Genomic DNA, 25,224 nt, shown 5'->3' with positions numbered 1-25,224 from the left:
GGCCCGCCCCACGTGCCGGCTTGATCAGCCCTGTGCCACGTTCGCCGCGGTCACATTCTCGATCACGTGGCCGAGTTTGGTCTTGGCCCGGCTCAGGTCCTGGATGCGTGCGGCGATGCGGTCGCGTTCGATGATGAGCTGGTCGAGCATGGCGGGGGTCGCGACGCCGGTACTCACGCAAGGCAGGAGTTCGACGACGGTACGGCTGGAGAGGCCGGCCGCGAAGAGGTCCTGGATGAGCTGGACCCGCTCCAGCGCCTCGTCGGGATAGTCGCGCTGGCCGCCGGGCGTCCGCGCCGATTCCAGGAGCCGCTGTTCCTCGTAGTAGCGCAGGGCCCGCACGCTGACCCCTGACCGCCTGGCGAGCTGTCCGATGCGCATGACGCAGGTCACTCCCTTCCCGCTCGTACCTCACGTGGACGTCAGGTTCAGGTTAGCAATGCAGGCTCAGGGGCAGCCGTGGGGGCCCGATCGGGCCGTTGCCGGCGGCGCGGCGCGGCGCGGTCATGGTCCGGTGGTGGACCCGAGGGTGTTCACGCGGATCACGTACGCACGACAGCCCTCGCGTCGTGCCGGGATGGCGGAGCCCGCCCGAGGGTGCAGGGTGCCGACCGTGGCGGGCGGCAGTTGCGGCTTGCACCTCACGTCAACGTCAGGTTCTAGAGTGACGAGCGTCGGACGAACACGTCATTCCGGCCCGTCAAGTTAAGGCAGATCATGATGCGCGCAGCACGGTTCCACGAATACGGCGGAGCGGAGCGCCTGGCGATCGAGCAGGCCCCCGACCCCCACCCCGGAGTTGGTGAGATCCGTGTCCGCGTCGCGGCGGCCGGCGTCAATCCCATCGACTGGAAGCTGCGGGCCGGCGCCCTGCACCAGCTGATTCCGCTGGAACTGCCCGCCATTCCCGGGCGCGAGGCCGCCGGTGTGGTCGATGAGATCGGCGACGGGGTGCAGGGGGTGAGCATCGGTGACCGCGTCTTCGGACTGGGCGGTGTCACCGGGGCGAGCGCAGAGTTGCTCGTCCTCTCGGCCTGGGCGCACACCCCTGCCACGTGGAGCGACGAGCAGGCCGCGGGCGCCGCGCTCGCGTCCGTGACCGCGATGCGTGGGCTCGGCGCGCTCGGCCCCCTCGCGGGCCGCACCCTTCTCGTCGAGGGAGCCGCCGGAGGCGTGGGCAGCGCGGCGGTCGAGATCGCGGTAGCGCGAGGCGCCACTGTGATCGGGACAGCCAGTGAACGCAACCACGAGTTCCTCACCGCACTCGGCGCCGTTCCCACCACCTATGGCCCCGGCCTCGCGCAGCGTCTGTCCGCTCTCGCCCCGCACGGCGTCGACGTCGTGCTCGACACCGCGGCTTCCGGATCGCTGGACGACCTCGTCGCGATCGCAGGTGACCCGAAGCGCGTCGCGACGGTCGCCGACCATGCGGGCGGGCAGCGCCTGGGCACGCATGTGGTCAACGCGGAGAACGACTCCACTCTCCTGTCCGCGGCGGCGGAACTGGGCCGGCAAGGCCGCTACACACCTCGTGTCGAACAGACCTACCCCCTGGAGCGGATCGCCGACGCCCACGCGCACGCCGAGCGCGGACGCACCCGAGGGAAGATCGTGATCTCCATCTGAACAGGCCGCTCTGTAGCTGAACAGTCCCACGAGGTAGCTGACTTGCAACGTACGGACCTGCGTGGCGAGCGTGCCCTCGATCGGCACCGTCGAGCGGCCGGGCCGACCTCCATGGCGCCTCGTCAAGCAGGCCGCACCCACTGGGGCGCGCAGCTGAGCCCGGGCGCCTACTGTGTGCACCGTCCTCCATCAGCAAGGAGTACCACGTCGTGGACGTCGAGATCTCCGCCCGGATACGCGACACCGCCGCACAGCTCGGGGCCGGCGTTCCCTATGCCTTGAAAGTGCTGGCCGACCAGCTGTCCGACGACCCGGGCATGGGGCAGGCGTCAGGCCGGCCGGGCCTTCTCACCGTGTCGGTCGACGGCGATCTGTTCGAGGACTGCCCCTCCTTGGTTGTCGGCTACGTGCGCGAACCTGCCCGCATCGACATCCGGTACGTGAAGCCGTCCCGTTCCGCCGGTGCCGTCAAGGACCCGGCCCAGGAATCGCCTGCCGACCCGGTAGCCGAGGCAGTCATGGAGCGGGAGGTCGGCGACGCCTGGCAGCGCATCACCCGCTGGCTCCAGCGCAACGCCTCCGACTCCCACGCCGCGCTCCGCGCCGGCGCCGGCGGTCTCGCCATCACCGGCCTGGGACAGGACCTCGGCGTTCACGTGCCCGCGGGCCTGCGGGTGCTGTGGTCGCTGTCCGCGGGTGATGACGGGGTCAACGGCGCGGGTTGCCTCCCGGGCAATGGGGCACTGATGCCCCTGGATGCCGTAGCCGCCTTCTACCGGCAGCAGGTGAAGTCCCAGGCCCACGAGGACACCCTGAATGCCCGGCGCGCCGGATACGACCGGATCACCGTGTGGAAACCGGCCTGGATCCCCGTCGTCTCCTACGGCTCGGCCGACCGCACATCGGGTCTGTACCTGGATACCGGGACCGGCTACCTGGGCCGCTGGTCCCGCTACAACGAAGGGGCCGCCGACGAGCTCGACACGCTGGTGACCTATCTGGAAGATGTCGCCGACATGCTCGAAGCTCCGTCTCTGGCAACGCGGGACAGGCCCGGCCTGGTCGGCGGGGCATTGGTGTGGGGGAGCAGAATCGATCCCGTGCACGAGGGCCGGTGGCAGCCCCTGACCGGCTGACCACGGATGAGGAGGGGCCGGTCCCTCTCCGGCGGGGCGGTCGCGCCGATGAGTTCGCCGTCCTCGAACGGTCTACCCAGCGACCCGACCGTTCACGACAGGAGCGCCATGTCCACCATCCAGCCTGTGATCCTGACTGCCGACCAGGACGTTCTGCTCGGCTTCTATACGAAACTGTTCGGCGCTGAGGAGATCTTCCGGGTACCGGAGGAAGGCGCCGCCTTCTACCGCGGCCTGCGCATCGGGGATACGGACCTCGGGCTGGTGGCCAAGGCGGACCCGGGGACCGGGGATGCGCCGCGGATCCTGCTCAGCATCGGTGTCGACGACGTCGACGAGACGCTCGCCCGGGTGGAGGCGCTCGGCGGCTCGGTCGGCGGAGGTCCCAACGACATGCCGTGGGGACAGCGCGTCGCCCACATCAAGGACCCCGACGGCAACCCGGTGAACCTCACGCAGCCGATCCCGGCCCGGTGACGTGCTTCCGGATCAGGTGCTGGTCCGGGCTCCTCCGGCAGAGGCCAACTACCTTGAGGCGCATCGATGTTCGGGCGAGCAGCGCGCGAAGCAGGTGGGCGGCGTGGGCGGAGCCGGTCCGGAGCGTGGTGATCATCCGCCAGTTCTCCCGGTCGGCGAAGTCGCGTTCGACGGGGACGCGTCCGGCGGCGGATCAGAATCGCGTCAAGACTGCCGGACCCCGCCCCTCCGCCGCCGCGCACGTCCGATAATGATCGGAGCACCGTCGCCGCAGCCCCGCAGGGAGCCTCCACAACACCCTCGGCACCTCTTCGCCGGCCACGCACGGGCTGGTCGGGACGGGCATCGGGCTGGGGGGCCGGAAGCGTGCGTGACGAGTTGGCGGAGCAGCTGCGGCAGTTGCGCGATCTGACGAGCCGAAGCCTGCGGGAACGCGCACCTGCCGACCGCCGACTTCCCCCGGGGCCAACTACCGGCGATCCGCAACATGCTGGCCGCGATCGTCGACCGGCTCGCCTGCTGACCCGCTGTTCACATCTGTCATCCGTCCGTTCGGCCGAAGGAGCACACCCGCCATGTCCACCGTCCTTGCCGACGAGTACCACGGCTTTTCGAAGACCGGACTGCGACGCGTGCGCGCAGTGCTGGAGCGGCACGTCGAGTCCGGGAGGATCCCCGGACTCGTGGCGCTCTTCAGCCAGGGCGACGAGACGCATGTCGAAACGCTCGGAACGATGCGCCACGAGGGTGGCGAGCCGATGCGCCGGGACACCATCTTCCGGATGGCGTCGACGTCGAAGCCGGTCTCGGTGGCGGCGGCGATGGTCCTGCTCGACGAGTGCCGGCTGCGTCTCGACGACCCGGTACAGGAGTGGCTGCCCGAACTCGCCGACCGCCAGGTGCTGAAACGGATAGACGGCCCGCTGGACGACACGGTGCCGGCACGGCGGCCGATCACCGTACGGGACGTGTTGACGTCCACGTTCGGACTCGGCATGGATATGACGGTGCTGGGAACTCCGATCATGGGCGCGGTCTTCGAGCAGGGGATCACTCCCAACCTGCCGGAACCGATGCCCGAGCCGGACGAGTGGATGCGCCGCCTGGCCACGCTGCCGCTGATGCACCAGCCCGGCGAAAGCTGGCAGTACCAGATCGCCAGCGATCTGCTCGGCGTGCTCGTCGCCCGGGTCACGGGCCAGTCGTTCGAGTCGTTCCTCCGCGAGCGCGTCTTCGACCCGCTGGGAATGAAGGACACCGGCTTCCACGTGCCCGCCGACCGGTTGGACCGGCTGCCGCCGCTGTACGCTCCCGACCCGCAGACCGGAGAGTTCCACGTGTGGGACGAGGCCGAAGGGGGACGCCACAGTGCGCCTCCGGCGTTCCAGGGTGGTGGAGGCGGGCTGAACTCCACCGCCGACGACTACCACGCCTACTTCCGCATGCTGCTCAACGGCGGAACGCACGGGAGCGAGCGGATCCTGTCCCGGGCCGCCGTCGAGCTGATGACCACCAACCGCCTCGGCCCGCAGCAGCAAGCAGCCCGGCACGCATTGGCCACCGACAACGTCCACATCTCCTTCGGCCAGGGCCAGCACGGCGGTTGGGGCTTCGGGATGGCGGTACGCACCTATCGCGGTGACTACGCTCCGATCGGCCAGTTCGGCTGGGACGGCGGAAGCGGTACCTCGACGTACGCGGATCCTGAGAACCGGCTCACCGGCATCCTGCTCACCCAGGTCGGAGCGTCCGTCCCGGACCCGGTGCGGCTCATGCACGACTTCTGGACCACGCTCTACCAGGCGATCAACGACTGACATCGCTTCGGGCGCCGCGGATCGGGGCAGGCCCGCCCTCGCCCCGCGGCGCCCACGGTCATCACCTGGCGGCCGGGCGCCGGCGGGCTCTTCCCCTCGTCGCCGTCCGGCCGCGGACGCCTCGTCGCCCACGAGTGCGCGCCCTTGATCAGACTGCTTCCGTCAAGGCCGCGTGCGCGGCGACCGGTCAGCCGTCCGCCGGATCGTCCCGGTGCTCCGGTTCTCTCCCCCTCGGTAACAACCTGCCCTTACGGCGGTGCCCGACGGCGTTTCATGGTGGCCTCGAACTCGATGGGGGCACTCCGCCCCTGCCCGCTCACTCGTGATTGCGGAGGAAGGCCGGGATGCCGGCCCGGGTCGGGTGGTCGGGCAGTGGTGCGGGCTTGTCCTGGAGGAATGCGGTGATGACGGCTGCTGCTCGTTGGTCGTTGTCGCCCAGGCCATTCCACATGTGGTGGCCCACACCGGGCATGTACTGAGTGCGCTGGATGGCGGGGTTGTCCGCAAGGATGGTCGTCGCCCACTGCCGGACCTGGGAGGAGCACTCGGCGATCATCAGCATCGCGGGTGTCCGGGAGAGCCTCAGCCGAGGAGCGATGGACGCGGAGTCTTTGATCGTTTCCTGGATGCGGAGGCTGGCGGCGGCGCTGAAGGAGAAGTTCCGCTCCGTGTCCTCGACCGGGATGCGCTGCGCGTCCCGCGCACAGTAGGCGGACGCGGTGTCGCTGCCGAGGTCGGCGGCGGTGAAGGCGTTGTCGCCCTCCGCCTGTCCTACCAGCCCGTTGTCAGGGCTGAGCAGTCCGAGGCGCATGAGGCCGAACGCGACCGCGTACCGCGGGACGCGTGTGGAGCGCGGTCCGGTCATGGCCGGCGCGATGCCGCGGGCCGACGGCCGGCCCTTCTGGCCCGCGATCCGGGCGGTGGGGCCGTCCATCGGGCCCGGCTCGGCGATGACCGCCCGGCGCAGGTGGCGGGCGATGGCCGGGTCGGCCAGCGCGCGGCTGAGCACGACCGCGCCCGAGGAGAAACCCAGCACGTCGGCGTGGCCCTTGCCGAGCGTGTCGACAAAGGCGCCGAGGTCATGGACGGACCGGGTGATCGAGTATTGGTCCATGGGCAGCAGGTCGCTGCGCCCACCGCCGGCCTGCTCATAGGCGTACACGTCGTACCCCTGTGCCGCGAGCCGCTGCAGGAAACGGTGGTCGAGTACGGAGATGCCGCGCACCGGTCCGCCGTTGAGGTAGACGAGCGGCACGCGATACCGGGGGCCGCTGCCGGTGGGCGGGTAGTGGTAGACCGCGACCCGGCTGCCGGTGGACAGGCGTACGTGCTCGGTGGCCACGAACGACAGGGCGGCCGGGTGGCGGCGCGTGGTGGGGACGGTGGGGACGCACACCGACAGGGTCAGGGCCGCTGCGACGAGTACCGGCAGGAACGGCACCAGCCGTCCTCGCCAGGAGCGTCGGCGGCCCCGCCACATCGCCGCGGCAACCGCGACCCCCACAGTCGCGAACCACGCGGCTAACCCCGCCCCCGCGCCGTCGGTGGCGACGATCAGAGCCAGGAACAGGGCGACCAGCCCCACCGCCGCGGCGGTGGCCGCCAGCAGGCGGCCCATGAAGCGCAAGGGACGTATGGCGGACGGTGGCATGGTGATCTCTCCCAAGGTTTTGAAACACTGTTTTGAAACGATGTTACAGCACGGATAGACTGCTTCTCATGGGACGACCGAGGACGAACGACGCTGCCGTCAGAGAACGGCTCGTGGCATGTGCGACCGAGATGTTCGCCACCCGTCCCCAGGGGTCGGTCACAGTCCGCGCGCTGGCCACCGCGGCCGGAACTTCGACCGCGGCGGTATACACGTTGTTCGACGGGAAGGGCGGACTGATCCGCGAGGTGCGCGACCAGGCCGTCGCCGGCCTGTTCCAGGACCTGGCGGCCGTTCCCGCCTCGAAGGCCGCCCTGGAGGATTTGTACGCGTTGGCCGCGGCGTATCGCCGTTGGGGACGCGAACACCGCCACCTGTACACGGTGCTGTTCGGTGGCGCGCAGTCCTTCGTCCCGTCGCACCGGATCGGCGACCGAGACCCGGTGCGACCGCTCGTCGCAGCAATCGACCGCGCCGTGGCGGGCCACATCCTCGCGGGCGACACCACACTGATCGCCGTCTCGCTGTGGGTCGCCCTGCACGGGCTCGTGACCCTTGAACTCGCCGGGAGCCTCGATGGCGCCGCGGCGGAGACCGCGTTCCGGGCAACGATTGACGCGGTACTGCGCGGCTGGGCAACCCCCTCCGCCTTTCCTGGCCTTCGACGCACAGACCCGGCGCTGTGAGGCCATTACTCCGCCGGCCACCCGGAGGCGGCCGGCGGAGGGCCGAGTCGAAGTGCGCTCCCCAGCCGGCACAGATCGGTTCGCGGCTATCGGTAGGGGCCCTGACCAACCGCCACCGACGCGGCCGGTCCGGGGACTTCAGGCCGAGCCGGGCCGCCCACGCGTCGGCTGGGCCGTGGGCGCTCCCGGCGCCGTGCGGTGGCCGTCCGAGGCGGCTGCTGTCGTCAACAGCCTTTTCGCGGATGCCTCGTTCGAAGTGGTGACCGCGTCTGGCCCGGTGGAACGTCGCGGCGCCGCAGAGCCTTCCGCGGGCTCGGACCTCGCCAGCCACAGGCCGGTGAACACGGCGGCGGCCAATGTGATGGCGCCGGCGGCGAGAAAGGCGTTGTTGAGGCCGGTCTCGAGGGAGGCGCCGCCGGATTGCCGGGTGCGGACGACGGCTCCGAGTACCGCTACGCCGAGCACCGCGCCGATCTGCCGTGTGGTGCTGCTGACGCCTGACGCGAGGCCGCCTTCCTGCGGGCTGACCGCTTGGATGGCGGCTCCCGTCAGCGGGGACAGCGTCAGGGCGAAGCCGATGCCGACGATTCCGAGCCGCCACCACACGTTCTCGTAGCCGGTGCCGGCGTGCACCGTACCGAGCGCCAGAAGTCCGAGGCCGGCCAGGGTCAGGCCGGTGGTCACCACGATGCGGAAGCCGTACCGGGCGGCGAGCCGGCCCGCGTACGGGCTGACGACCACCATGCCGAGGGACATCGGCAAGGTCTGCAGGCCCGCGCGCAGGATCGAGCTGCCCTGGACGTACACGAAGAACTGGGAGAAGAAGAATGACGAGCCCATGAGCGCGAACCCCACCACGACCATGGCGGTGTTGGACACGGTGAACAGGCGCTGCCGGAACAGCGGCAGCGGCAGCATCGGAGCGGGACGGCGCGCTTCGACGGCGAAGAAGGCCGCCAGGAGGATCACTCCGGCGGTGAAGCCGGCCAGGATCACCGGCGCCGTCCAGCCGCGGGCACCGCCCTCGATCAGCCCGTAGGTCAGCGCCCCCACCCCGAGAACGGACAGCGCCGTCCCCGGAACATCGATCGCCGGGGCGCTCGGATTGCGGGTCTCTTCGAGGCTGCGCAGACCGACCACCAGCAGGGTCACGCCGAGGGGCAGATTGACCAGGAAGATGGCCGGCCAGCCGAAGGCATCCGTCAGCACGCCGCCGGCCACGGGGCCCACGGCCAGACCGAGTCCGCTGAGCCCGGCCCACAGCCCGATCGCCTTGATCCGTTCCTGCGGCACGGGACAGGCGGCGACGAGCAGGGCCAGCGAGGCGGGGCTCAGCGCCGCGGCCCCGACGCCCTGCAGCACCCGGCCGGCGACCAGCCAGCCGACCGAGGGCGCGAGGCTGCACACCACCGACGCGACGGTGAACACCGCCACGCCGGTCAGGTACACCCGCTTGCGGCCGAACCGGTCGGCGAAGACACCGCCGGACAGCAGCAGCATGGCGACCAGCAGCACGTACGCGTCGACGATCCATTGCAGACCGGTCAGCTGCGTGTGCAGCCGGTGCTGCATATCGGGCAGTGCCGCTCCCACGATCGTGTTGTCGAGCAGGACCATGAACTGACCCAGGCAGGTCACCGTGAGCAGCACGCTCCGGCTCTGCCGACTGCCTACGGACGCAGGCGATGCGGTCAAGGGAGTTCCTCTCCATCGTCGATTGCGCCCCTCCATGGCCGAAGCGGCCGGCCCGGGCGCACTAACGCAGTCAGCGACTGCGTTAGTTGACTGTACGGAGGATCGCCTCGTAAACGCAAGTGCTAACTGCGTTAAGGTGAGGGCATGAGTGATCAACAGCGAGCCCAGAGGCCCGGCGGGCGCAGCGCCCGCGTCGCCGCGGAGGTGTACCGGGCCGTCACCGACCTGATCGGTGAGCGCGGCTACGGAAACTTCACCGTCGGTGAGGTCGCGGCCCGCGCAGGGGTGGCCGACAGCAGCATCTACCGCAGGTGGGGCAACCTGGAAACCCTGCTCACCGACGTGGCGCTCACCCGCCTCAACACGCAGTCACCGATGCCCGACACGGGGACGCTGGCCGGCGACCTGCGCACGTACGCGCACCAAGTGGCCCGCGAGATCACCGGCCCCGATGGTCTGGCGGTGGTGACCCTGGCCGTTGCCCTGTCCAGGAGCGGTCACCAGGGCCGGCAGGCGCGTGACGACCTCCTCGCCGCGCGCACCCGGCAACTGCAGTCCATGCTCGATCGAGCGACCGAACGCGGCGAGCACGCACCTGACGCGCTCGACGTCCTGGACCACATCATGGCTCCGATGTACGTACGCGTCCTGCTCGGCGTCGGCCCGCCCGCCCCGGACTACGTCGACGGGCTGGTCGACCGGCTGCTGTGACCTCGCCCCGGTTCCGGGGTTCACTTCCCACCCCTGGATCCGGTGCGGGTTCTCGGCGTCGACGAGTTGGCGGTGCGACGTGGACGGGCCTACGCGACGATCCTCACCGACATGTCGTCGCACCGGCCCGTCGACGTCCTTCCCGATCGGGCCACGGGCACCTTCACGTCCTGGCTTCGGAACCACCCCGGGGTGCGGATCATCTGCCGCGACCGGGCCGACTCCTTCCGTGACGGGGCTCGGACGGGTGCTCCGCAGGCCCGGCAGGTGGCCGATGCCCGGCATCTGCTTCACAGCCTGGCCGAAGCAGCCGAGCGTGTCGTGAGACAGGTGTACGGCGGCGCCAACTTCGATCTCCTGCGAAGGCCAGGACCTGTTTGATCTCCGGTGTTCATCGCTTGACCCGGTCCGTACGGTGTTCGAGTGAACGAAACCCTGATCACCCAACTCCGCACCGCGTATGACGCCCAACTCCGTGGTGTCACCCCGCCCGGCGGCAGCGTGCGCATCGAGAAGGACGGCCCGTTGACCCGTGTGGTCGGTTGGCACCGTGGCTTCGTCACGGGCCCGCGTGACCTCGGCGTGTACGGCGCGGAACTCGACACGCTCATAGCGCGGCAGCGTGACTTCTACGCTGCCCGTGGTGAGGCGGTCGAATGGAAGACTCGCGCCCATGATCTCCCCGCCGACCTCACCGGTCGGCTCACGGCGGCCGGCTTCGTCGCCGAGGACAGCGAGACCGTGGTCATCGGGCGGTCCGCGGACCTTGCGGCAGACCCCGTCCTGCCCGAGGGCGTGACCCTCCGCCGTGTCACCTCCCGATCGGACCTCCAGCGCGTCGCCGTCACGGAGAGCACCGTCTGGAACGAAGACTGGAGTTGGCTCGCCGACGACCTCACCGCCCGGATCGAGAACGCCCCCGAGAACACCGTCGTCCTCGTCGCCGAGGCAGGTACCGAAGTCGTCTGCGCCGCCTGGCTGGTCTTCAAGGACGGCATCGACTTCGGCGGTCTCTGGGGCGGCTCAACGCTCAAGGAGTGGCGCGGACAGGGCATCTACCGAGCCTTGGTCGCCCACCGAGCCCGACTGGCTGCTGCCCGCGGTGTCCCTTACGTCTACGTCGACGCCTCGGCCGACAGCGCCCCGATCCTCACACGCCTTGGCCTGCACGCGGTCACCACGACGACACCGTATGTCTGGTCGCCCTGAACTCGGTCCGCCGTGGCAGGGGCTTCGGCTCGTGCCCGGGTGCTGGCGAGGCGGTAGGGGCCGGCACCGGTTTCGATGAGGGTGCCGTTGAGGTGAGGCGGTCGACGACGGCCCCTGCCACCGCCCCGTATCCATCACCTGCTGTCCACGTTGGCCTTCATCGTGGTGCCCGGATTGTCCAGGATTCGGTCCTGTCTTCAGAGCCGCTCCACGGCCCGGGCAGATGGACTGCTGGTGCCCTGGTCCGGTGTCGGTTCCGGGGCGGGTTGTGGCCTGGCCAGGGTGGTGCAGCGGGCCCAGATCAGAAGGGTGAGGGGGTAGACGGCGTAGCCGATGCGGGTGGCCGGAGACAGCAGGATGGCGATGGTGAGGCCGAGCGCGAGCCGGTGGGCGGCAGCCGCCGTGGTCGTCGGCGGCTGAACGATGAGCGACAGGGCTGTGGCAATGGCGCCGACGCCTATCAGAGCCACGGCGATGGTCTTTCCGTGGGGCAGCACGGCAGACAGGAGGGCGCCCAGGAGCGGGCTGGCGGCGGTCGAGGCAGTATCGCTCAGCCCGAAGGGGTAGAGCACCGCGTTGTCGAGGAAGGCATGCGGATCGGCCAGGAGCGGCGGCACGACCACCAACGCCGCCACCGCGACCGCCACTGCAGCCGCGGTCCTGGCCGCGCGTGATCCCTTGGTCGCAGCCAGCAGGACGACGATGACTGGTATGGCCGGCCACGCGGTCCACTTCAGGATGGCTGCTGCTCCCAGTGCCAGACCCGCACCCACGGAACGGCCCCGGTGCGCGTATGCCAGGGCCAGCAGAACGAGGGCCACGACCACGGGGTCAACTCCGCCTATGGCCAGCGGCAGCGCCACCACGGGGCAGGCCGCTATCCATGCCGCCCCGGTCACCGCCGTGCGTCGGGCCTGCGGCCGGTCCTTGACCAGCACGGCCACGGCAGCGGCCAGCGCGGCAACGAACCCGGCCAGACTCCACAGGCGGGCGCTGGAGAACACTCCCGCGCCGAACAGCGCGTGGGGGAGCCCGAAGAGGGCCATGCCGGGCAGGTAGGGGTTGAATTCACGCACCGCGACCGGATGCGAGAGGTATGGGGTGCCGGTCTCCAGGAAGTGCTGGGCGGACCGTTCGACGACGCCGACCTCCATCTGCTGCAGGCCCACGGCAGTCAGCCACACCAGCGGAACGGCCAGTGCGCCGACGACGCCGACCAGGGCCGCCACACGAGACCACTGGACACGGGAACCCAGCGACACCAGCGCGGCACAGGCATAGGCGACAGCAGCGGCAAGTCCCCACCGGTGCTGCGATGTGTTCGATGCGGAAGCAAGCCCCACACCCAGGGCCATCAGGGAGCTCGCTGCCAATGCCCACAGGTCCCACCGGCGGACAGCCGTGCTGGAGCGGCGACCCGGACGTTGACCGGAAGCATCTGAAAATCGTGATATGTGCATGTAAAGGGGCCTTGGCTAGGAAGTCGTCTGCACAACTGAACAGACGCACGGCGACCGGATGGATGCGCTGGTGAACCGGGCGCCCGCTGCCGGGTGGCCGGCATGGCGCCCTGCGCAACGTGAGGGGCGTTTCAGCGCATGCTGATCCGCGCCCTGGCGTCTTCCCTCTGTACGAGAAGCGCACAGCACCGCGCCCGACACCCCTCATCCAATCCAGTGCGGGTCGGGGGGACCAGGAAGTTCGACCGGTAGTTGGAGCGGCCCGCATACTTCTGCCGGTGGGTACAACCAGCAGGTACGCCGTTCCGGCCGGGCCACGCAGACCAGGGGGACCACAGCTGTGAGCGACAACAGGTTCGGCGAGCGGCTGCACGCACTGCGCACGGGAGCGGGCATCAGCCAGGAAGGGCTGGCGCAGCGGGCGGGGATCAGTGTGCGGGCGCTGTCGAACATGGAGCGCGGGCGGACGCGAGGGCCGCGGCAGCGCACGGTGGAGGCATTGGCAGCCGCCTTGGGAGTGGACGGCGTTGTGGGCCATGAGCTGGAGGACGCCGCCCGGTCGGGTCGTCCGCGGGCCGTGGGCGGGACGGGGGCCGGGACAGGGCCAGGCGCGGGGTCGGCGGCTGTGCACGGGCTGGCGTTGCCGCGAGATCTTTGTGACTTCACCGCCCGCGGCCCCGCCCTGGCCGGGCTGCGGGTCCTGGCCGAGCACCTCGATCCGGCCCGTCCGCCGGTCGCCGTCATCTGCGGGCAGCCCGGGCTGGGCAAGACAGCCTTCGCCGTGCACGCCGCCCATATGCTGGCGCCACGTTTCCCGGACGGGCAGTACGCCGTCGACCTGCGTGGCATGGACCCGAAGCCCACACCGCCGCGTGAGGTGCTCGCCCGGCTCCTCTACGCGCTCGGTGTGGCCGAGACCGCTGTCCCGGCCGCCACCGACGAGCGCAGCGGTCTGCTGCGCTCGGTGCTGCGCGAGCGCCGGGTGCTGCTCCTCTTGGACAACGCCGCCGACGAGGACCAGGTCCGTCCCCTACTGCCCGGCCACGGCGCCTGTCTGACCCTGGTCACCAGCCGCCGCTCGCTGGCCGGCCTGGAAGCCGTCCACCGCACGGAGCTGACGCTGCTGCGCCGGGAGGACGCGGTCGAACTCCTCACCCGCGTCATCGGGTCGGAACGGGTCGAGCGGGAGGCACAGGCCGCCCGCGACCTCGCGGAACTCTGTGGGTACTTGCCCTTGGCCGTGCGCATCGCCGCCCAGCGCCTGGCCTCCCGGCCCGGCGAGACCCTGGCCAAGCTCGTTGCCCAGCTCACCGCTCACGGGGACCGCCTGGACACCCTGCAGGCAGGCTCCCTGCAGATACGGTCCGCCTTCACCTTGTCCTACCGTCAGCTCAGCCCGGCCGCCCGCACCGTCTTCCGCCGCGCCTCACTCTCCTGCGGCCCCGATTTCAGCCCCGGCACCGCAGCCCTCCTGGCAGGCATACCCCCACGCCAGACCGCGCGCTGCATAGAACGGCTGGCCGACGCCGGACTGCTCCAGCCCCACTCCACCGCCGACCGCTATCGCTTCCACGACCTCCTGCGCCTGTTCGCCGCCGAACAGCTGGTCGAGGATGACGATCCCACCCAGATCGCCACGGCCCAGGACCGGGCCGCCCACTGGATGCTGGGCCGGGCCACCGCCGCCGCACTGCGCTTCGATGCCGACCACCACCAGGACGCGCCCGAAGGCGACCCCGACCCGGCCACCGCGCCCACCGACCGCGAGCAGGCCCGGATCTGGCTGGAAGCCGAGCGGCCCCAGTGGCTCGCGGCCCTGGGCCAGGCCCAGGCGGCAGGCCGGCACCAACAGGTCATCGACGCCGCCGAAGCGATGCACTGGTTCTCCGACGTGACCGCGCACTGGGAGCTGTGGGCGGAGGTGTTCCAGCGGGCCGTTGACTCCGCCCGCGCGCTCGGCAGCAGGCGCGACGAGGCCGTCCATCTCAACTACCTCGCCTGGGCCTGCAACTTCTGCCTCCACGACTACCCCGCCGCACTGGCCGCCGCGCAAGCCGCACTGGCCGCCGCATACGAGGCCGCAGACCAGCTCCAAGCGGGATGGGCCCTGGGCTACGAGGCAGGAGCACTCCGTCGGCTCGGACGGACCGACGAGTCCATCGTCCGGCTGCACGAAGCAGCCGCCCACCTCAGGAACCACACAGACGCGCAATTCCGCCTCGCCGAACTCACCATTCTCAATACCCTGGGCCAGCACCTGCGCTACGCCAACCGTACGGACGAGGCCCTGGTCATCCACCGGCGCAGCGAAGCTCTCTGCCTCGCCGGAGTGCCGGGGAAGCCGCACGACCTCGTCGCCACCTATCTGGCACAGACCCGCCATAACCTCGGCAGCGACCTCATGGCCCTGGGGCAATGGGGCCAGGCCGAATCACCTTTGCGCGCCGCCTTGGCCCACTTCGAGGAAGGCCGGATGCCTGCCTGGAGTGAACCCGTCCGCCTCGACCTCGGCATTACCCTGCGCCACCTCAACCGCCACCACGAGGCCCGCGCGACGTTGACCACGGCCCACCGCACCCTCGCCGGGCTGAACAATCCCCGCCAGCGCGAAGCCGCCGACGAACTGTGCCAAGTCACCGCAGCGTTCGCCATCGCGGACCGGCCGGCCGGCTGAGACGCCTCGTCCCTCCACATGCGACCGACGCCCCGCATCGTGGAACTGGAGCCCGTCCCAGCGGCGGGGCAGCGGCTTCCGCCCGGCCTCGCACTGCCGTTCCTGCCTACACGTATCCACAGGCGAACCGGGGCTCTCCTGCCGTATGGCCGTCACGAGCAGCAGCAGTGGCGACGGGGCAAGATCCCCGACGCCCTCGCGCGGGCAGCGCGTACGCCAGAACTGCCCGCCCTGGCACATCGGCCCCTGCGCCGGCTGCTACGCCTTCAGGCGGTCCGAGGATCGCGCGCCGGCGGGACGGTCTTCTCCGGCGGAGTCCTGTGGGCCGGGACACCGATGGGTACGGCGCGCGCTCGTCGTGCTTCGGATGGTGTGGCGGCCGCGGAGCAGTCCGGCCTGGGCGACGGGGAACGCCCCGTGCGGATGGAGACGATCCTTGCTCCGTGGCGCTGAAGTCATGAGGGATCGCCGCGGAGAACGCAGCGGAAGCCGAGGTGGCAGGTGGCAGTGTCCTCGGTCTGGCGTTGGCGGGCCGCGGGGCGGTAACGCAGGCAGTAGTTGGGCGCGCAGAGGTAGGAGCCGCCTTTGATGACCAGCGAGGCGGGCTGTGTGGCGGCCGGGTCTGCGGTGGTTGGTGTGCCGCGGGACCTGCGGGGTGCGCAGCAGTCGGCAGGTGCGGGCGCGTGGTGGCGAGGGGTGTAGGGGTCGGTGGTCCATTCCCAGATGTTGCCGGTCATGTCGAACAGGCCGTAGCCGTTGGGCGGGTAGGAGCCGACCGGTGTCGTGTCCGGGTGGTCGGCCTGGCCCCGGCCGCGTCGGAACTGCCAGGGGAATTCACCGGCCCAGGTGTTGGCCATGCGTCGTTTTTTCGGCTCGAATTCGTCACCCCAGCTGTAGGTGGCGGCCTCCAGGCCGCCGCGGGCGGCGAATTCCCATTCTGCCTCGGAGGGGAGTTGCTTGCCCATCCATTCGGCGTAGGCAAGAGCGTCGGGGTAGGCGACCTGAGTGACGGGGTGACGGTCACGACCGTCGAGATTGCTCGTGGGACCGTAGGGGTGGCGCCAGTCGGCACCCGGGCAGTACTGCCACCAGCGACGCCAGTCGTCGAGAGGAACAGGTCCTCGGGTGCGGCGGAAGACCAGTGCGCCAGGGACGATGTCTGCCGGCGCCGCGCCGGGGAAGTCTCGTGGGTCGAGGGGACGTTCGGCGATGGTGATGTAGCCGGTGGCTTTGACGAAGCGGCGGAATTGCACGACGGTCACCGGATGGATGTCGATGGCGAATGCGTCCACGGAGACCGGATGCGCCGGACGCTCCTCGGGGAAGAAGTCGTCGCAGCCCATCCGGAACGTTCCTCCCGGCACGTGGACCATGCCGCTGGGAAGATGTGCGGTGTCAGTCGCGCCGGAAAAGCGCCTCGGATTCACGTTCGAAGTCAATGCTGATGTCGTCTCCGGTCGTGACCACGACGTGGTCAATGGTCGCTCCGGTCAGCGCGAATGGCGACCGGTAGTCGGACGATACCGGCTGCCCTCGGTCCCGCCCCACGTTCGATCCCTCGCCGGAGAGGGAGAAAAAGGCCGGCTGGACCTTGATCTCATGTTCGGCGACCACATGTCCGTCGACCAGCAACCGGGCGGTGCCGGTCGGCGAGGATTCCTCGACGCCGGTCTTGGTGAATTCGGCTCCGACGACCACGGTTCTCCCTGTCGCCACCGGTGCGGTGGACGCGAGCTTCTGTTCGAGTTCCCCGAGCCAGTTGTAGACGTAGTGGGGAACGCCGTCGAGCAGGTAGAGGGAGTGGCCGCCGAAGCGGCCGCCGCTGGCGAAGAGGATGCCGGACGCCTGCGGATCGTCCACGGTGAGGGTTGCGGAGACGGAGAAGGAACGTCCGATGATGACGAAGGAGCGTTCGGGGATTTCGGCGCCGCCAGGGAGGAGCACGAGCCGTCCAGAGGTGTCGGCGACGCTTGGCTGCTCGATGCTGTTCAGATCCGCCGCGGTCCGGTCGTCGAGCGGATAGCCGTTGAAGATCCCCGCCTGCTCGTCCCACAGGGCGATCAGCTCGGCCAGCAGGTCCGGCTTCTCTGCGGCCAGGTCGTGCATCTGGTTCCGGTCGTGATCGAGGTGGTGGAGCACCCACTTGTCCTGGTCGAAGTGGCCCCACCCTGATGGAGCCGGCGCGTGGATGGTGCTGGCCTGCCAGCCGTCCCGCCAGATCGCACGGGTGCCGAGCATCGAGTAGAACTGCGTTTGCTTGGGGCTCGCGCTCCCGGGATCAAGCAGGACGGGGCCCATGTCCACGCCCTCGATCGGGCTTTGCGCCACGCCCTCGATCGTCTCCGGCGCTTCGATGCCGAGCAGACCGTACAGCGTGGGCACTACATCCATCGCGTGCATGTAGTCGTGGCACACAGTGCCCTCCTCGCGGAGGCCCTGCGGCCAGGAAAGGATCATCGGGTCCGCCGTGCCGCCCTCCCAGGAGGAGTGCTCCTTGTACATCTTGAACGGCGTGTTGAAGGCCATCGCCCAGCCGTTGGAGAAGTGCGGGTGGGTCGACTCCGTCCCGAGCTCGTCCCGGCGCCGGATGTTGTCCGCCAGGTTCTCCGGGACGCCGTTGTACCAGCGGTTCTCGTTGACGGATCCCTGCGGTCCGCCTTCGGCGGAGGCCCCGTTGTCCGACATGGCCACGATGGCGGTGTTCTCGAGCTGGCCGGTGCGTTCGAGGAAGTCAAGGACCCTGCCGATCTGGGCGTCGGTGTAGGTGGCGAATGCCGCGTAGACCTCGGCCTGTCTGATGAGCAGCAGGCGCTCGTCTTCATCGATGTCGTCCCAGCGGCGTACGACCTCCGAGTCCAGCCACGGCGTGCCGTCGACGCTGGTCTCCCCGGCCAGCGGATTGATGTCGGGCAGCTCTAGATGTTCGGGAAGCAGCCCCCTGTCCTTCTGGCGGCGCAGCACGATTTCCCGGTACTTTTCGTACCCCATGTCGAACGTGCCTCGATAGCGGTCCGACCATTCGCGGAAGACGTGGTGTGGGGCGTGACATGCGCCCGGACAGAAATACATCATCCACGGCTTGTCGGGAGCGGTCGCCCGCGAGTCGGACAGGAATTCGATCGCACGGTCGGCCAGGTCCTTGGAAAGGTGGTATCCGTCATCCGGCCCGGCCGGAGGGTCGACCTGATGATTGTCGTACCACAGATCTGGATGCCACTGGTCGGTCAGCCCGCCCAGAAACCCATAGAATCGATCGAATCCTCGCTGGACCGGCCAGGTTCGCTTCGACGCACCCATCGACATCTCCGTCGCAGGCGACAGATGCCACTTTCCGACTGCCATCGTGTTGTATCCGCGTGCCCGGAGTGTCTCGGAGATGAATCCGTTCTCCCGGGGAATCACGCAAGAGATGTTCGGGAAACCGTCCGCGAACTCCCCGATGGTCGTCATGCCGTTGGAGCCGGGGCTGCGTCCGGTCAGCAGACTCGATCGCGTGGGCGAGCACAATGCCGTCGTGTGGAACTGCGTGAACTGCACGCCCCGGTCGGCGATGCGCTTCATGTTCGGCATCTCGATCAGGCCGCCGTAGAGATCCCAAGCCCCGAAGCCCATGTCGTCCCAGACGATATAAAGCACATTCGGTGCCCCCGGCGGCGACTTCGGCTCCACGAACGGCTTCCAGTCCGGTACGGAGTCACGGATGTCATGGGAAATCTTGCCAGCAAATGAGTTCGCCATTTGTCGCTCCCGCGCAGAGGGGTTTCGGAAGCTACCACGGCAATTCAAGTGCCTCGGGTAGCCTCGCCGAGCCGGGGTACTCGGTCGGCCTCACACCACCGAGGGGCTGACCCGAACGGTCGAGTGGGTAGAAGTGACGCGCGGACAGTGGCGACATATCCAGGCCCGGGGAGAGCCCTGCTCGCCCGGTTGCACGTAGTCCTTCGCCCCTTCGGGCCGGCTGGTCATGCGTCGCGTTCGCCGTCGGCAGGCGGGTGCCGAGGTCCAGGAACCGGCGCACCCCGGTCTCACCGGCCAGGAAGCGCACCGCCCGCGCCTGGAACGCCCGGGAGGCGCGCGCTATGTCGATGATCTGCGGGTACAGCTCCTCTATCGTCGCCCCGAGCCGGCGGTCCACCTCGTAGTTGTCCTGGCCGCCCAGCCAGTAGTTCCACACCCGCGCCGAATGCGGCGTGCCCGTGTCGATTCGGTCCACGGGCGTCCGGATGCCCTGCTCGTCAGTCATCGGCCCTCTTCACGTCGCACATCGATTGCGCGGACGCGACCCCGTACCGAGCACTCGAGCGGCCAGAGGACGTCTGCGTCCCTGACAGCCCAGCGCCGCACCCTTGAACGCTGCCGCCCGGCCGCACGTCTTGAGGGCGCATCAGCCCCCGTCCGATGCAGCCTCCGCGAACGCGCCGACTGTCAGAAGCTGTTCGTCTCCGCCCGGTGCGGCCAGCAGGCAGATTCCGACCGGCAGACCGCCCGCGCGAGGGCCGGGAACGGTGAGGGCCGGAAGGCCGCCCAGACCTGCCAGGCATGTCAGGCCGAGCAGAGCCTCGCGCACTCCGGTGCCCGGCTCGCCGTATGCCGGGGCGGGCGTCGGGGTGGCGGGGATCGCCAGTACGGCGCCCGCCAGGCGCTCGCCGAGCCAGCGCGCGACGGCCGCCGCGTGGGACCGGGCGGACTCCTCGCGGTCGCGTCCCACCCGGCCCGCCATGTGCAACCGCGCGGCGACGTTCGGGCCGAACTCCGGGCGGGCCCGTGTGATCCACCGGCCGTGAGCGTGCCATACCTCCGCGGCCTGGACCGTGGTGAAGGCGTCCCGGGCCGCGGCGTGCGGGAGCGGTGCACGGTCGTCGAACAGGGAGGCCCGGTCGGGGCTGAGGCCCAGTCCGGCGGCCAGCCGGTCGAGCGCGGGTGACAGGGCCGCGCGTACGTCCGGAGCAGCCAGGGACCACAGGTCGGCCGGGGCGAGCAACCGGCGGGTCGTGTGGTCGCCGGGCTCGGTGCCTGCCAGGAGGGCGGCGGTGGCGTCGCGCATCAGGGGGAGGGTACGGGTGAGGAGGCCCGGGGTGTCGAAGGAGGGGGCGAGCGGGCTGATCCCGGTCAGGTCGGCGCGTGCGTGCGTGGGGCGCAGCCCGTACAGGCCGCAGTAGGAGGCCGGCACCCGGATGGAGCCGGCGGTATCGGTACCCAGTCCCAGGTCGGCGAGCCGCCCGGCGACCGCGGCCGCCGTACCGCTGGACGAGCCACCCGTCAGACGGCCGGGCGCCGCAGGGTTGGCGGGCGCGCCGTAGTGGGCATTGGTGCCGCCCAGGCTGTAGGCGAGTTCGTCGGTGTGGGTCTTGCCCGCGGTCACCCCTCCCGCGTCCAGCACGCGGGACACGCACGCGGCATGACGCGAAGCCGTTCCGGCTTCGGCGAGCAGCAGCGGGTGGCCGTTGCCGGTGGGAGCGCCGGCGAGGTCGATCACGTCCTTGACGGCCACCCTGGCACCGGCCAGGCCGGCGGCGGCGACAGGCTCCGGCAGGGCGGGGGACGGCAGCCAGGGGACGTACGGCCCGATGACGGGCAGTGCGCTCGGAGAGGATGTGCCCCCGGTCACCGGAGCAGGCCCGGCGCGGTGGGTCCGTCGATGAGCAGGGGACCGAGATCTGCCTTGGGAAGGCACACATGGACGCCCTTCACGCCGTCCACGACCTGCGATATGCGCAGGTCGACGGCGGCGCTCAGATAGGCCAGCGCCACCGCGCCGGGCAGCCCGCAGCGTTCGGCGAGATAGGTGAGCGCCGAACGGGTGGCCTTGCGGACGGCCTCGTCGAGGTCCTCGTCGAGACCGGTCACGAGATAGTGCCCGGCCGTCTCCGCGTACGGGCCGGCGAGCCCTGCCGCGAGCCGCCGGGCCCGGATGTCGGAGTGCAGGGTCAGCCGCAGGGTGGCCCGCAGGGGAGCCTCGAACGCGGTGAGGGCGACCTCTCCGTCGCCCTGGGCGAAGTGCGGGTCACCCGCGTAGAACATGGCTCCCGGCACCTGCACCGGGAGGAACAGGCGCGCGCCTTCGCCCAGGAGCCGGATGTCGAGGTTTCCGCCGTGGGCCCCCGGCGGGACCGAGTGCACCGGCGCCTCGGTGGCGGGCGCGACACCCATGATGCCGAGGAAGGGGGCGAGCGGGAACCCGATGTCCCGCCCGTCGCCGACGGGCAGTCGGCCGCGACCGTCCTCGTCGACATGGGCGACCAGGGACACCGGGGGGACGGGCTGCCCGTCCGGGTGGCCCGGAGCCGGCGACGGGTACTCCCCGGGCAGGGCGCCGCGCCCGTGCCGGTTGCTGATCACGCCGTACGCCGTCCTGCGCCGCAGGCGCACGACCTCTACCTCCAGTACGTCGCCCGGGAGCGCACCACGCACCGCGACCGGTCCGGTGACGACATGGGGCCCCTGTACACCGGGGTCGAACAGCGCGTCGGACGAAGCCAGTTCGATGGCGTCGTGCAACACGTCCCGCTCCGGGATCCCGGCCTCCGCGAAGAACTTCACCGGGTCGCGCCCCTGGTCCGGCAGGATGCCCTCGTGACTCGTCGTGTCGAGGCACACGGTGGTGCCGGAGTCCACGGTGAGGGCGGGGCGGCCGACCGCGTTGGGAAGCAGTCCCCAGGTCGTCGTCCCATGGTCCGCGGCGAGGTAGACCGAACCGTCGATGGTGCCGGTGTGAGGCTGAAGTACGCTCATGGCGTTGACCTTTGCATACACCCGTTACAAGCCGGTTAACCCAAGTGGCCCGGCGAATCCCGGAGGGCGGAGCCATGACCGAACTCGGCGCGGTGCGGAGGCGGGACGCAGGGCAGGCGGTGTGCGACGCCATCAGGAACGACGTGGTCACACGCGTGTTCACGCCCGGGGACCGCCTCACCGAGGAGCGGCTCGCGGCCCGTTACCGGGTCTCGCGCATTCCCGTCCGCGAAGCCCTGCGCACCCTGGAGGCCGAGGGGTTCGTGCACTCGCGCCCGTACGGGGGCACGTTCGTGGCCGAGTTGAGCGACAAGGAGGCCGAGGACCTGCTGGGCATCCGCCTGCTCATCGAGCCGTTCGGTGCCGAGCGTGCCGCCACCCGCCGGACCGCGGTGCACCTGGCCACGCTCGAACTCCTCGTGGCCGAGGCCCGCGAGATCCTGGATGCCGGCTCGTCGACGGGGCTCGCCGATCTCAACACCCGCTTCCACCGGGTCCTCGCCGAGGCGTCGGGCAGTCCGACGCTGGCGGCTCTGGTGGCGCAGCTGGGATACAAGATCTCCTGGGTGTATTCAGTCGAACTCCCCCGGCGTGCACCGGACTCGTGGGCCGAGCACGAGGAGATCGTCCAGGCGTTGCGCGACCAGGATCCGAAGGAGGCGCGTGACCGGGTCGCCGACCACATCATGCGCGCCCAGGCCGCCTACCGACTGCGCGGAAGACGCTGATCGATGAGGGCGGGACGCCGGTCCGACGTGCCCTTTCCGCGCCGGCCGCCCGCCTGTTCCGCTACCTGCCTGCCGGTCCCGCTCTGCGGGTCATGAGCGTGAAGAGCTGTCGGAAACACGAGCGTCATGCGGTGAGCGGTATGTCGTAACGCGGTCTCTGTATACACCTTCTGGACGTCATCGCACGTCACTCTTTCCCGGAACGCCAGAAGGGGATCGCTGTGTACGACCTCGTGCTGCGCCGCGCGTTGATCACGGAGGACGGTGCGCCGACCGACATCGCCGTCATCGACGGGATGATCGACGTGGTGGGCGACGTACCGCCGAAGGCTCCTGCCCGCGAAACCATCGACTGCGACGGACTCGTCGTCGTTCCCGGTTTCATCGAGTCCCATCTGCACCTGGACAAAGCACTGTTGAGTGGACTCGGCCGACCGGCCCAGACGCTGGCCGATGCCATCGAGGTGACGGGGGAGCTCAAGCGCGGCTTCACCCATGACTCGGTACGGGCCCGCGCCCTCCGGGTGCTGCGGTGGGCCGTCGGCAACGGCACCACGCTCATCCGCGCCCATCCGGACGTCGACCCGGTCGCCGGTCTCGTCGGGCTGGACGTCATGCTCGAACTCCGGGAAAGCCAGAAGCACTTGGTCGACCTTCAGGTCGTCGCCTTTCCGCAGGAAGGGATCGAACGGGCGCCGGGTACCTACGCCCTGCTGCGGGAGGCACTTCTGCGGGGTGCGGACGTTGTCGGCGGCTGTACGTACAACGAGGCGGACGTCGCCGCCTGTCGCCGCCATATCGACACGGTGCTCGGACTCGCCGTCGAGTTCGGGGTGCCGGCCGATCTGCACGCCGACTTCGCCGACGACACCGCCGACGGGCGCTTCGCCCTTGCCGGTGCCCTCGCCGAGGCCACTCGGGAGCACGGTCTCGGCGGCCGGGTGACGCTCGGCCATGTGACCTCGCTGGCCGGGCGGCCGCCCGCCGAGCGGGCCGAAGTCGTCGCACTCCTCGCGGAGGCCGGAGTGGCGGTCGTCGCGCTGCCCGCCACCGACCTGTACCTCGGTGGGCGCGGCGACGACCGGGCCGTGCGCCGGGGGGTGGCCCCGGTCCGGGAACTGATCGACGGGGGAGTGGTGACCGCTTACTCCTCCAACAACGTCCGCAACGCCTTCACGCCCTTCGGCAACGCCGACATGCTCGACATCGGCCACCTGCTCGCCCAGACCTGCCACATGGGCGGCCCGGCCGACACCGGACGCATCCTGCGCATGGCCACGACGGAGGCCGCCCGCGTCACCGGCGTCCACGACGGCTACGGCATCCACCCCGGAGCCCGCGCCGACCTGGTGGTTCTCGGGACGCGTTGCCACGCGGACGTGCTGGTCGACCGTCCGGAGCGCCGCTGGGTCGTCAAGCGCGGTCGCGTCGTGGCGCGTTCAGTCCGTACCACCGAAATCATCGATACCCCGGTCGAGACCGCCGAGGGCATCCGGGCCGCGTAGAGCGCTGACCGGCTGCCTCGCGCCCACGACTCGCAATCGGTCGCGGCGAACCGTCCTCTGCCGCCCCGTTCCCGCCGCCCGTCCCGGGACGGCGCTCTGCCCCCTTCCCACCTGCCGTCTGTCAGGAGCACGCCATGCGTGAGCGCATTCCGCACGAACTCACCGCGTCCGTCCTCGCCGCGACCACTGCCTTCGTCGGCGGGACGGCGCTGAACCTGCCGCCGTGGGCGATCTTCATCTCGTGGGCCGGGCTGCACCTGATGGGCGGACCCAGCCTGGCCAACGCCACCAGGCTCTGGCGGGCGATGCCGGTGGGCTCGGCCTTCGCCCTGGCCATCGTCGTCTGCGAACAGCATCTCGCCCCTCACGTCAGCGAGGCGCGTTGGGCGCAGAACGCCCTGCTCGGGGCGGTCATCCTGGTCCTCAACACCGCCCTCATGTACTCCGGCCGCCTCCGTGCCACCTCACTCGTCCCGGGCATGTTCCTCGGATTCGCCTCCTACTTCGCCACCTACTTCGGGGGCTTCGGCTACGAACCCGGAAACGTCTGGGCGGCATGGCTGAGCGTCGTCGCGATGAACGCGCTCGGCCCCGTATATGCGTATCTGGCACACCGGCTGACCCTGTCCCGGCCCGCCCCCGCCGTGGAGTTTCCGGCCGCCGCCGCGGAGGTTCGCTGACCATGCAGCAGCAGGCCCACCTCCCCGCCACGCCGGGCCAGGTCGATCGGCCCGAGATCGTAGCCGAGGTCCGCGCCCTTGCCGACGCCTACGAGGCGGCACTGACCGGCAACGACGTCCCCGCCCTGGACGGCTTCTTCCGGGACGCCCCGGAGACGGTCCGCATCGGCGCGGGGGAAGAACTCTTCGGCGCGGCCGAGATAGCCGAGTTCCGCCGCCGACGGCCCGCGGCCGGACTGCGGCGCGCCCGGATCAGGACCGAAGTGACCACCTACGGACACGACACCGCCGTCACCACCACCCTCTTCGTCCGCGACGGAGAGCCCGGCGTCGGCAGACAGACCCAGACCTGGCTCCGGCTGCCCCAGGGCTGGCGCGTCGTCGCCGCCCATGTCTCCCAGCGCCCGCCGGCGCCCTGAGGCTCCCGCACCGCCCGT

At 70.3% G+C, this 25,224-nt stretch carries 21 protein-coding genes and 2 pseudogenes; 13 read left to right on the top strand and 10 right to left on the bottom strand.

Annotation, left to right across the window (positions count from 1 at the left end):
• Window positions 1-24: 24 nt before the first annotated feature.
• Entirely contained in the window at window positions 25-381 is a 357-nt protein-coding gene (locus tag OG959_RS04650) for a MerR family transcriptional regulator (RefSeq protein ID WP_326656762.1), read from the bottom strand.
• 339 nt (window positions 382-720) lie between these two features.
• Here OG959_RS04650 and OG959_RS04645 point away from each other — a divergent pair, with 339 nt between their 5' ends.
• The 4 genes from OG959_RS04645 (at window position 721) to OG959_RS04630 (ending at window position 5,056) form a co-directional block, all read left to right on the top strand.
• The gene (locus OG959_RS04645) at window positions 721-1,626 is read left to right on the top strand and encodes an NADP-dependent oxidoreductase (RefSeq protein ID WP_326666205.1); all 906 of its coding nucleotides are present in this window, start codon (window positions 721-723) and stop codon (window positions 1,624-1,626) included.
• Between the two features lie 209 nt (window positions 1,627-1,835).
• A complete protein-coding gene (locus OG959_RS04640) occupies window positions 1,836-2,762 on the top strand; it encodes a hypothetical protein (RefSeq protein WP_326656761.1) in 927 nt (308 codons plus the stop codon).
• Between the two features lie 108 nt (window positions 2,763-2,870).
• Window positions 2,871-3,239, top strand: a complete 369-nt coding sequence (locus OG959_RS04635; RefSeq protein WP_326656760.1) for a VOC family protein — start codon at window positions 2,871-2,873, stop codon at window positions 3,237-3,239.
• A gap of 575 nt (window positions 3,240-3,814) precedes the next feature.
• Window positions 3,815-5,056: a serine hydrolase domain-containing protein gene (locus OG959_RS04630; protein WP_326656758.1), complete on the top strand. Its 1,242-nt coding sequence runs from the start codon at window positions 3,815-3,817 to the stop codon at window positions 5,054-5,056.
• Window positions 5,057-5,372: 316 nt separating this feature from the next.
• On the opposite strand, the gene OG959_RS04625 is transcribed toward OG959_RS04630, so the two are convergent.
• Window positions 5,373-6,674, bottom strand: a complete 1,302-nt coding sequence (locus tag OG959_RS04625; RefSeq protein ID WP_326656757.1) for an alpha/beta fold hydrolase — start codon at window positions 6,672-6,674, stop codon at window positions 5,373-5,375.
• Window positions 6,675-6,775: 101 nt separating this feature from the next.
• Between OG959_RS04625 and OG959_RS04620 the strand changes: the two genes are divergently transcribed.
• Window positions 6,776-7,393, top strand: coding sequence for a TetR/AcrR family transcriptional regulator (locus tag OG959_RS04620; RefSeq protein ID WP_326656756.1), 618 nt, complete (start codon window positions 6,776-6,778; stop codon window positions 7,391-7,393).
• A 138-nt stretch (window positions 7,394-7,531) separates the two neighbouring features.
• On the opposite strand, the gene OG959_RS04615 is transcribed toward OG959_RS04620, so the two are convergent.
• On the bottom strand, window positions 7,532-9,088 hold the full coding sequence (locus tag OG959_RS04615; protein WP_326656755.1) for an MFS transporter: 1,557 nt from the start codon (window positions 9,086-9,088) through the stop codon (window positions 7,532-7,534).
• A gap of 144 nt (window positions 9,089-9,232) precedes the next feature.
• On the opposite strand from OG959_RS04615, the gene OG959_RS04610 reads away from it, so the two are divergent.
• Genes OG959_RS04610 through OG959_RS04600 form a run of 3 tightly spaced genes read left to right on the top strand, consistent with a single transcriptional unit; the run spans window position 9,233 to window position 11,008 of the window.
• Window positions 9,233-9,799 (top strand): TetR/AcrR family transcriptional regulator, encoded by a 567-nt coding sequence (locus tag OG959_RS04610; protein WP_326656754.1) that lies wholly within the window; start codon window positions 9,233-9,235, stop codon window positions 9,797-9,799.
• A gap of 42 nt (window positions 9,800-9,841) precedes the next feature.
• Window positions 9,842-10,180 carry a transposase gene (locus OG959_RS04605; protein ID WP_326656753.1) on the top strand — a complete coding sequence of 113 codons (339 nt, stop codon included), beginning with the start codon at window positions 9,842-9,844 and terminating at the stop codon, window positions 10,178-10,180.
• A 42-nt stretch (window positions 10,181-10,222) separates the two neighbouring features.
• A complete protein-coding gene (locus tag OG959_RS04600; RefSeq protein WP_326656752.1) occupies window positions 10,223-11,008 on the top strand; it encodes a GNAT family N-acetyltransferase in 786 nt (261 codons plus the stop codon).
• An 8-nt stretch (window positions 11,009-11,016) separates the two neighbouring features.
• Here OG959_RS04600 and OG959_RS38625 read toward each other — a convergent pair.
• Both OG959_RS38625 and OG959_RS04595 read right to left on the bottom strand, forming a co-directional pair.
• Window positions 11,017-11,120: pseudogene (locus OG959_RS38625) on the bottom strand (IS21-like element helper ATPase IstB); the annotation flags it as partial.
• 85 nt (window positions 11,121-11,205) lie between these two features.
• Window positions 11,206-12,237 (bottom strand): glycosyltransferase 87 family protein, encoded by a 1,032-nt coding sequence (locus OG959_RS04595; protein WP_326656751.1) that lies wholly within the window; start codon window positions 12,235-12,237, stop codon window positions 11,206-11,208.
• Between the two features lie 571 nt (window positions 12,238-12,808).
• On the opposite strand from OG959_RS04595, the gene OG959_RS04590 reads away from it, so the two are divergent.
• Entirely contained in the window at window positions 12,809-15,142 is a 2,334-nt protein-coding gene (locus OG959_RS04590; RefSeq protein WP_326656750.1) for a helix-turn-helix domain-containing protein, read from the top strand.
• Window positions 15,143-15,597: 455 nt separating this feature from the next.
• Here OG959_RS04590 and OG959_RS04585 read toward each other — a convergent pair whose 3' ends face one another.
• The 5 genes and pseudogenes from OG959_RS04585 to OG959_RS04565 form a co-directional block, all read right to left on the bottom strand.
• Window positions 15,598-16,515, bottom strand: a complete 918-nt coding sequence (locus tag OG959_RS04585; RefSeq protein ID WP_326656748.1) for a formylglycine-generating enzyme family protein — start codon at window positions 16,513-16,515, stop codon at window positions 15,598-15,600.
• 22 nt (window positions 16,516-16,537) lie between these two features.
• On the bottom strand, window positions 16,538-18,880 hold the full coding sequence (locus OG959_RS04580; protein WP_326656747.1) for an arylsulfatase: 2,343 nt from the start codon (window positions 18,878-18,880) through the stop codon (window positions 16,538-16,540).
• 223 nt (window positions 18,881-19,103) lie between these two features.
• Window positions 19,104-19,385 (bottom strand): annotated as a pseudogene (locus OG959_RS04575) (SAM-dependent methyltransferase); the annotation flags it as partial.
• A gap of 141 nt (window positions 19,386-19,526) precedes the next feature.
• Window positions 19,527-20,750 (bottom strand): amidase family protein, encoded by a 1,224-nt coding sequence (locus OG959_RS04570; protein ID WP_326656746.1) that lies wholly within the window; start codon window positions 20,748-20,750, stop codon window positions 19,527-19,529.
• Window positions 20,747-21,874: an acetamidase/formamidase family protein gene (locus OG959_RS04565; protein WP_326656745.1), complete on the bottom strand. Its 1,128-nt coding sequence runs from the start codon at window positions 21,872-21,874 to the stop codon at window positions 20,747-20,749. Before OG959_RS04565 ends, OG959_RS04570 begins: the two co-directional genes overlap by 4 nt.
• 74 nt (window positions 21,875-21,948) lie before the next feature.
• Here OG959_RS04565 and OG959_RS04560 point away from each other — a divergent pair, with 74 nt between their 5' ends.
• From OG959_RS04560 to hpxZ, 4 genes are all read left to right on the top strand, one after another.
• A complete protein-coding gene (locus OG959_RS04560; RefSeq protein ID WP_326656744.1) occupies window positions 21,949-22,602 on the top strand; it encodes a GntR family transcriptional regulator in 654 nt (217 codons plus the stop codon).
• A gap of 221 nt (window positions 22,603-22,823) precedes the next feature.
• Window positions 22,824-24,107, top strand: coding sequence for an amidohydrolase family protein (locus tag OG959_RS04555; RefSeq protein ID WP_326656743.1), 1,284 nt, complete (start codon window positions 22,824-22,826; stop codon window positions 24,105-24,107).
• Window positions 24,108-24,241: 134 nt separating this feature from the next.
• Window positions 24,242-24,787 carry a DUF1097 domain-containing protein gene (locus tag OG959_RS04550; RefSeq protein WP_306081108.1) on the top strand — a complete coding sequence of 182 codons (546 nt, stop codon included), beginning with the start codon at window positions 24,242-24,244 and terminating at the stop codon, window positions 24,785-24,787.
• Window positions 24,788-24,789: 2 nt separating this feature from the next.
• Window positions 24,790-25,206 (top strand): oxalurate catabolism protein HpxZ, encoded by a 417-nt coding sequence (gene hpxZ, locus OG959_RS04545; RefSeq protein ID WP_326656740.1) that lies wholly within the window; start codon window positions 24,790-24,792, stop codon window positions 25,204-25,206.
• Window positions 25,207-25,224 lie beyond the last annotated feature (18 nt).

This window comes from Streptomyces sp. NBC_00385 (assembly GCF_035917155.1).
GTDB classification, from domain to species: Bacteria; Actinomycetota; Actinomycetes; order Streptomycetales; family Streptomycetaceae; genus Streptomyces; species Streptomyces poriferorum.
The sequence above is the reverse complement of the archived record's forward strand: the minus strand, read 5'-3'. Positions and strand labels throughout refer to the sequence as shown.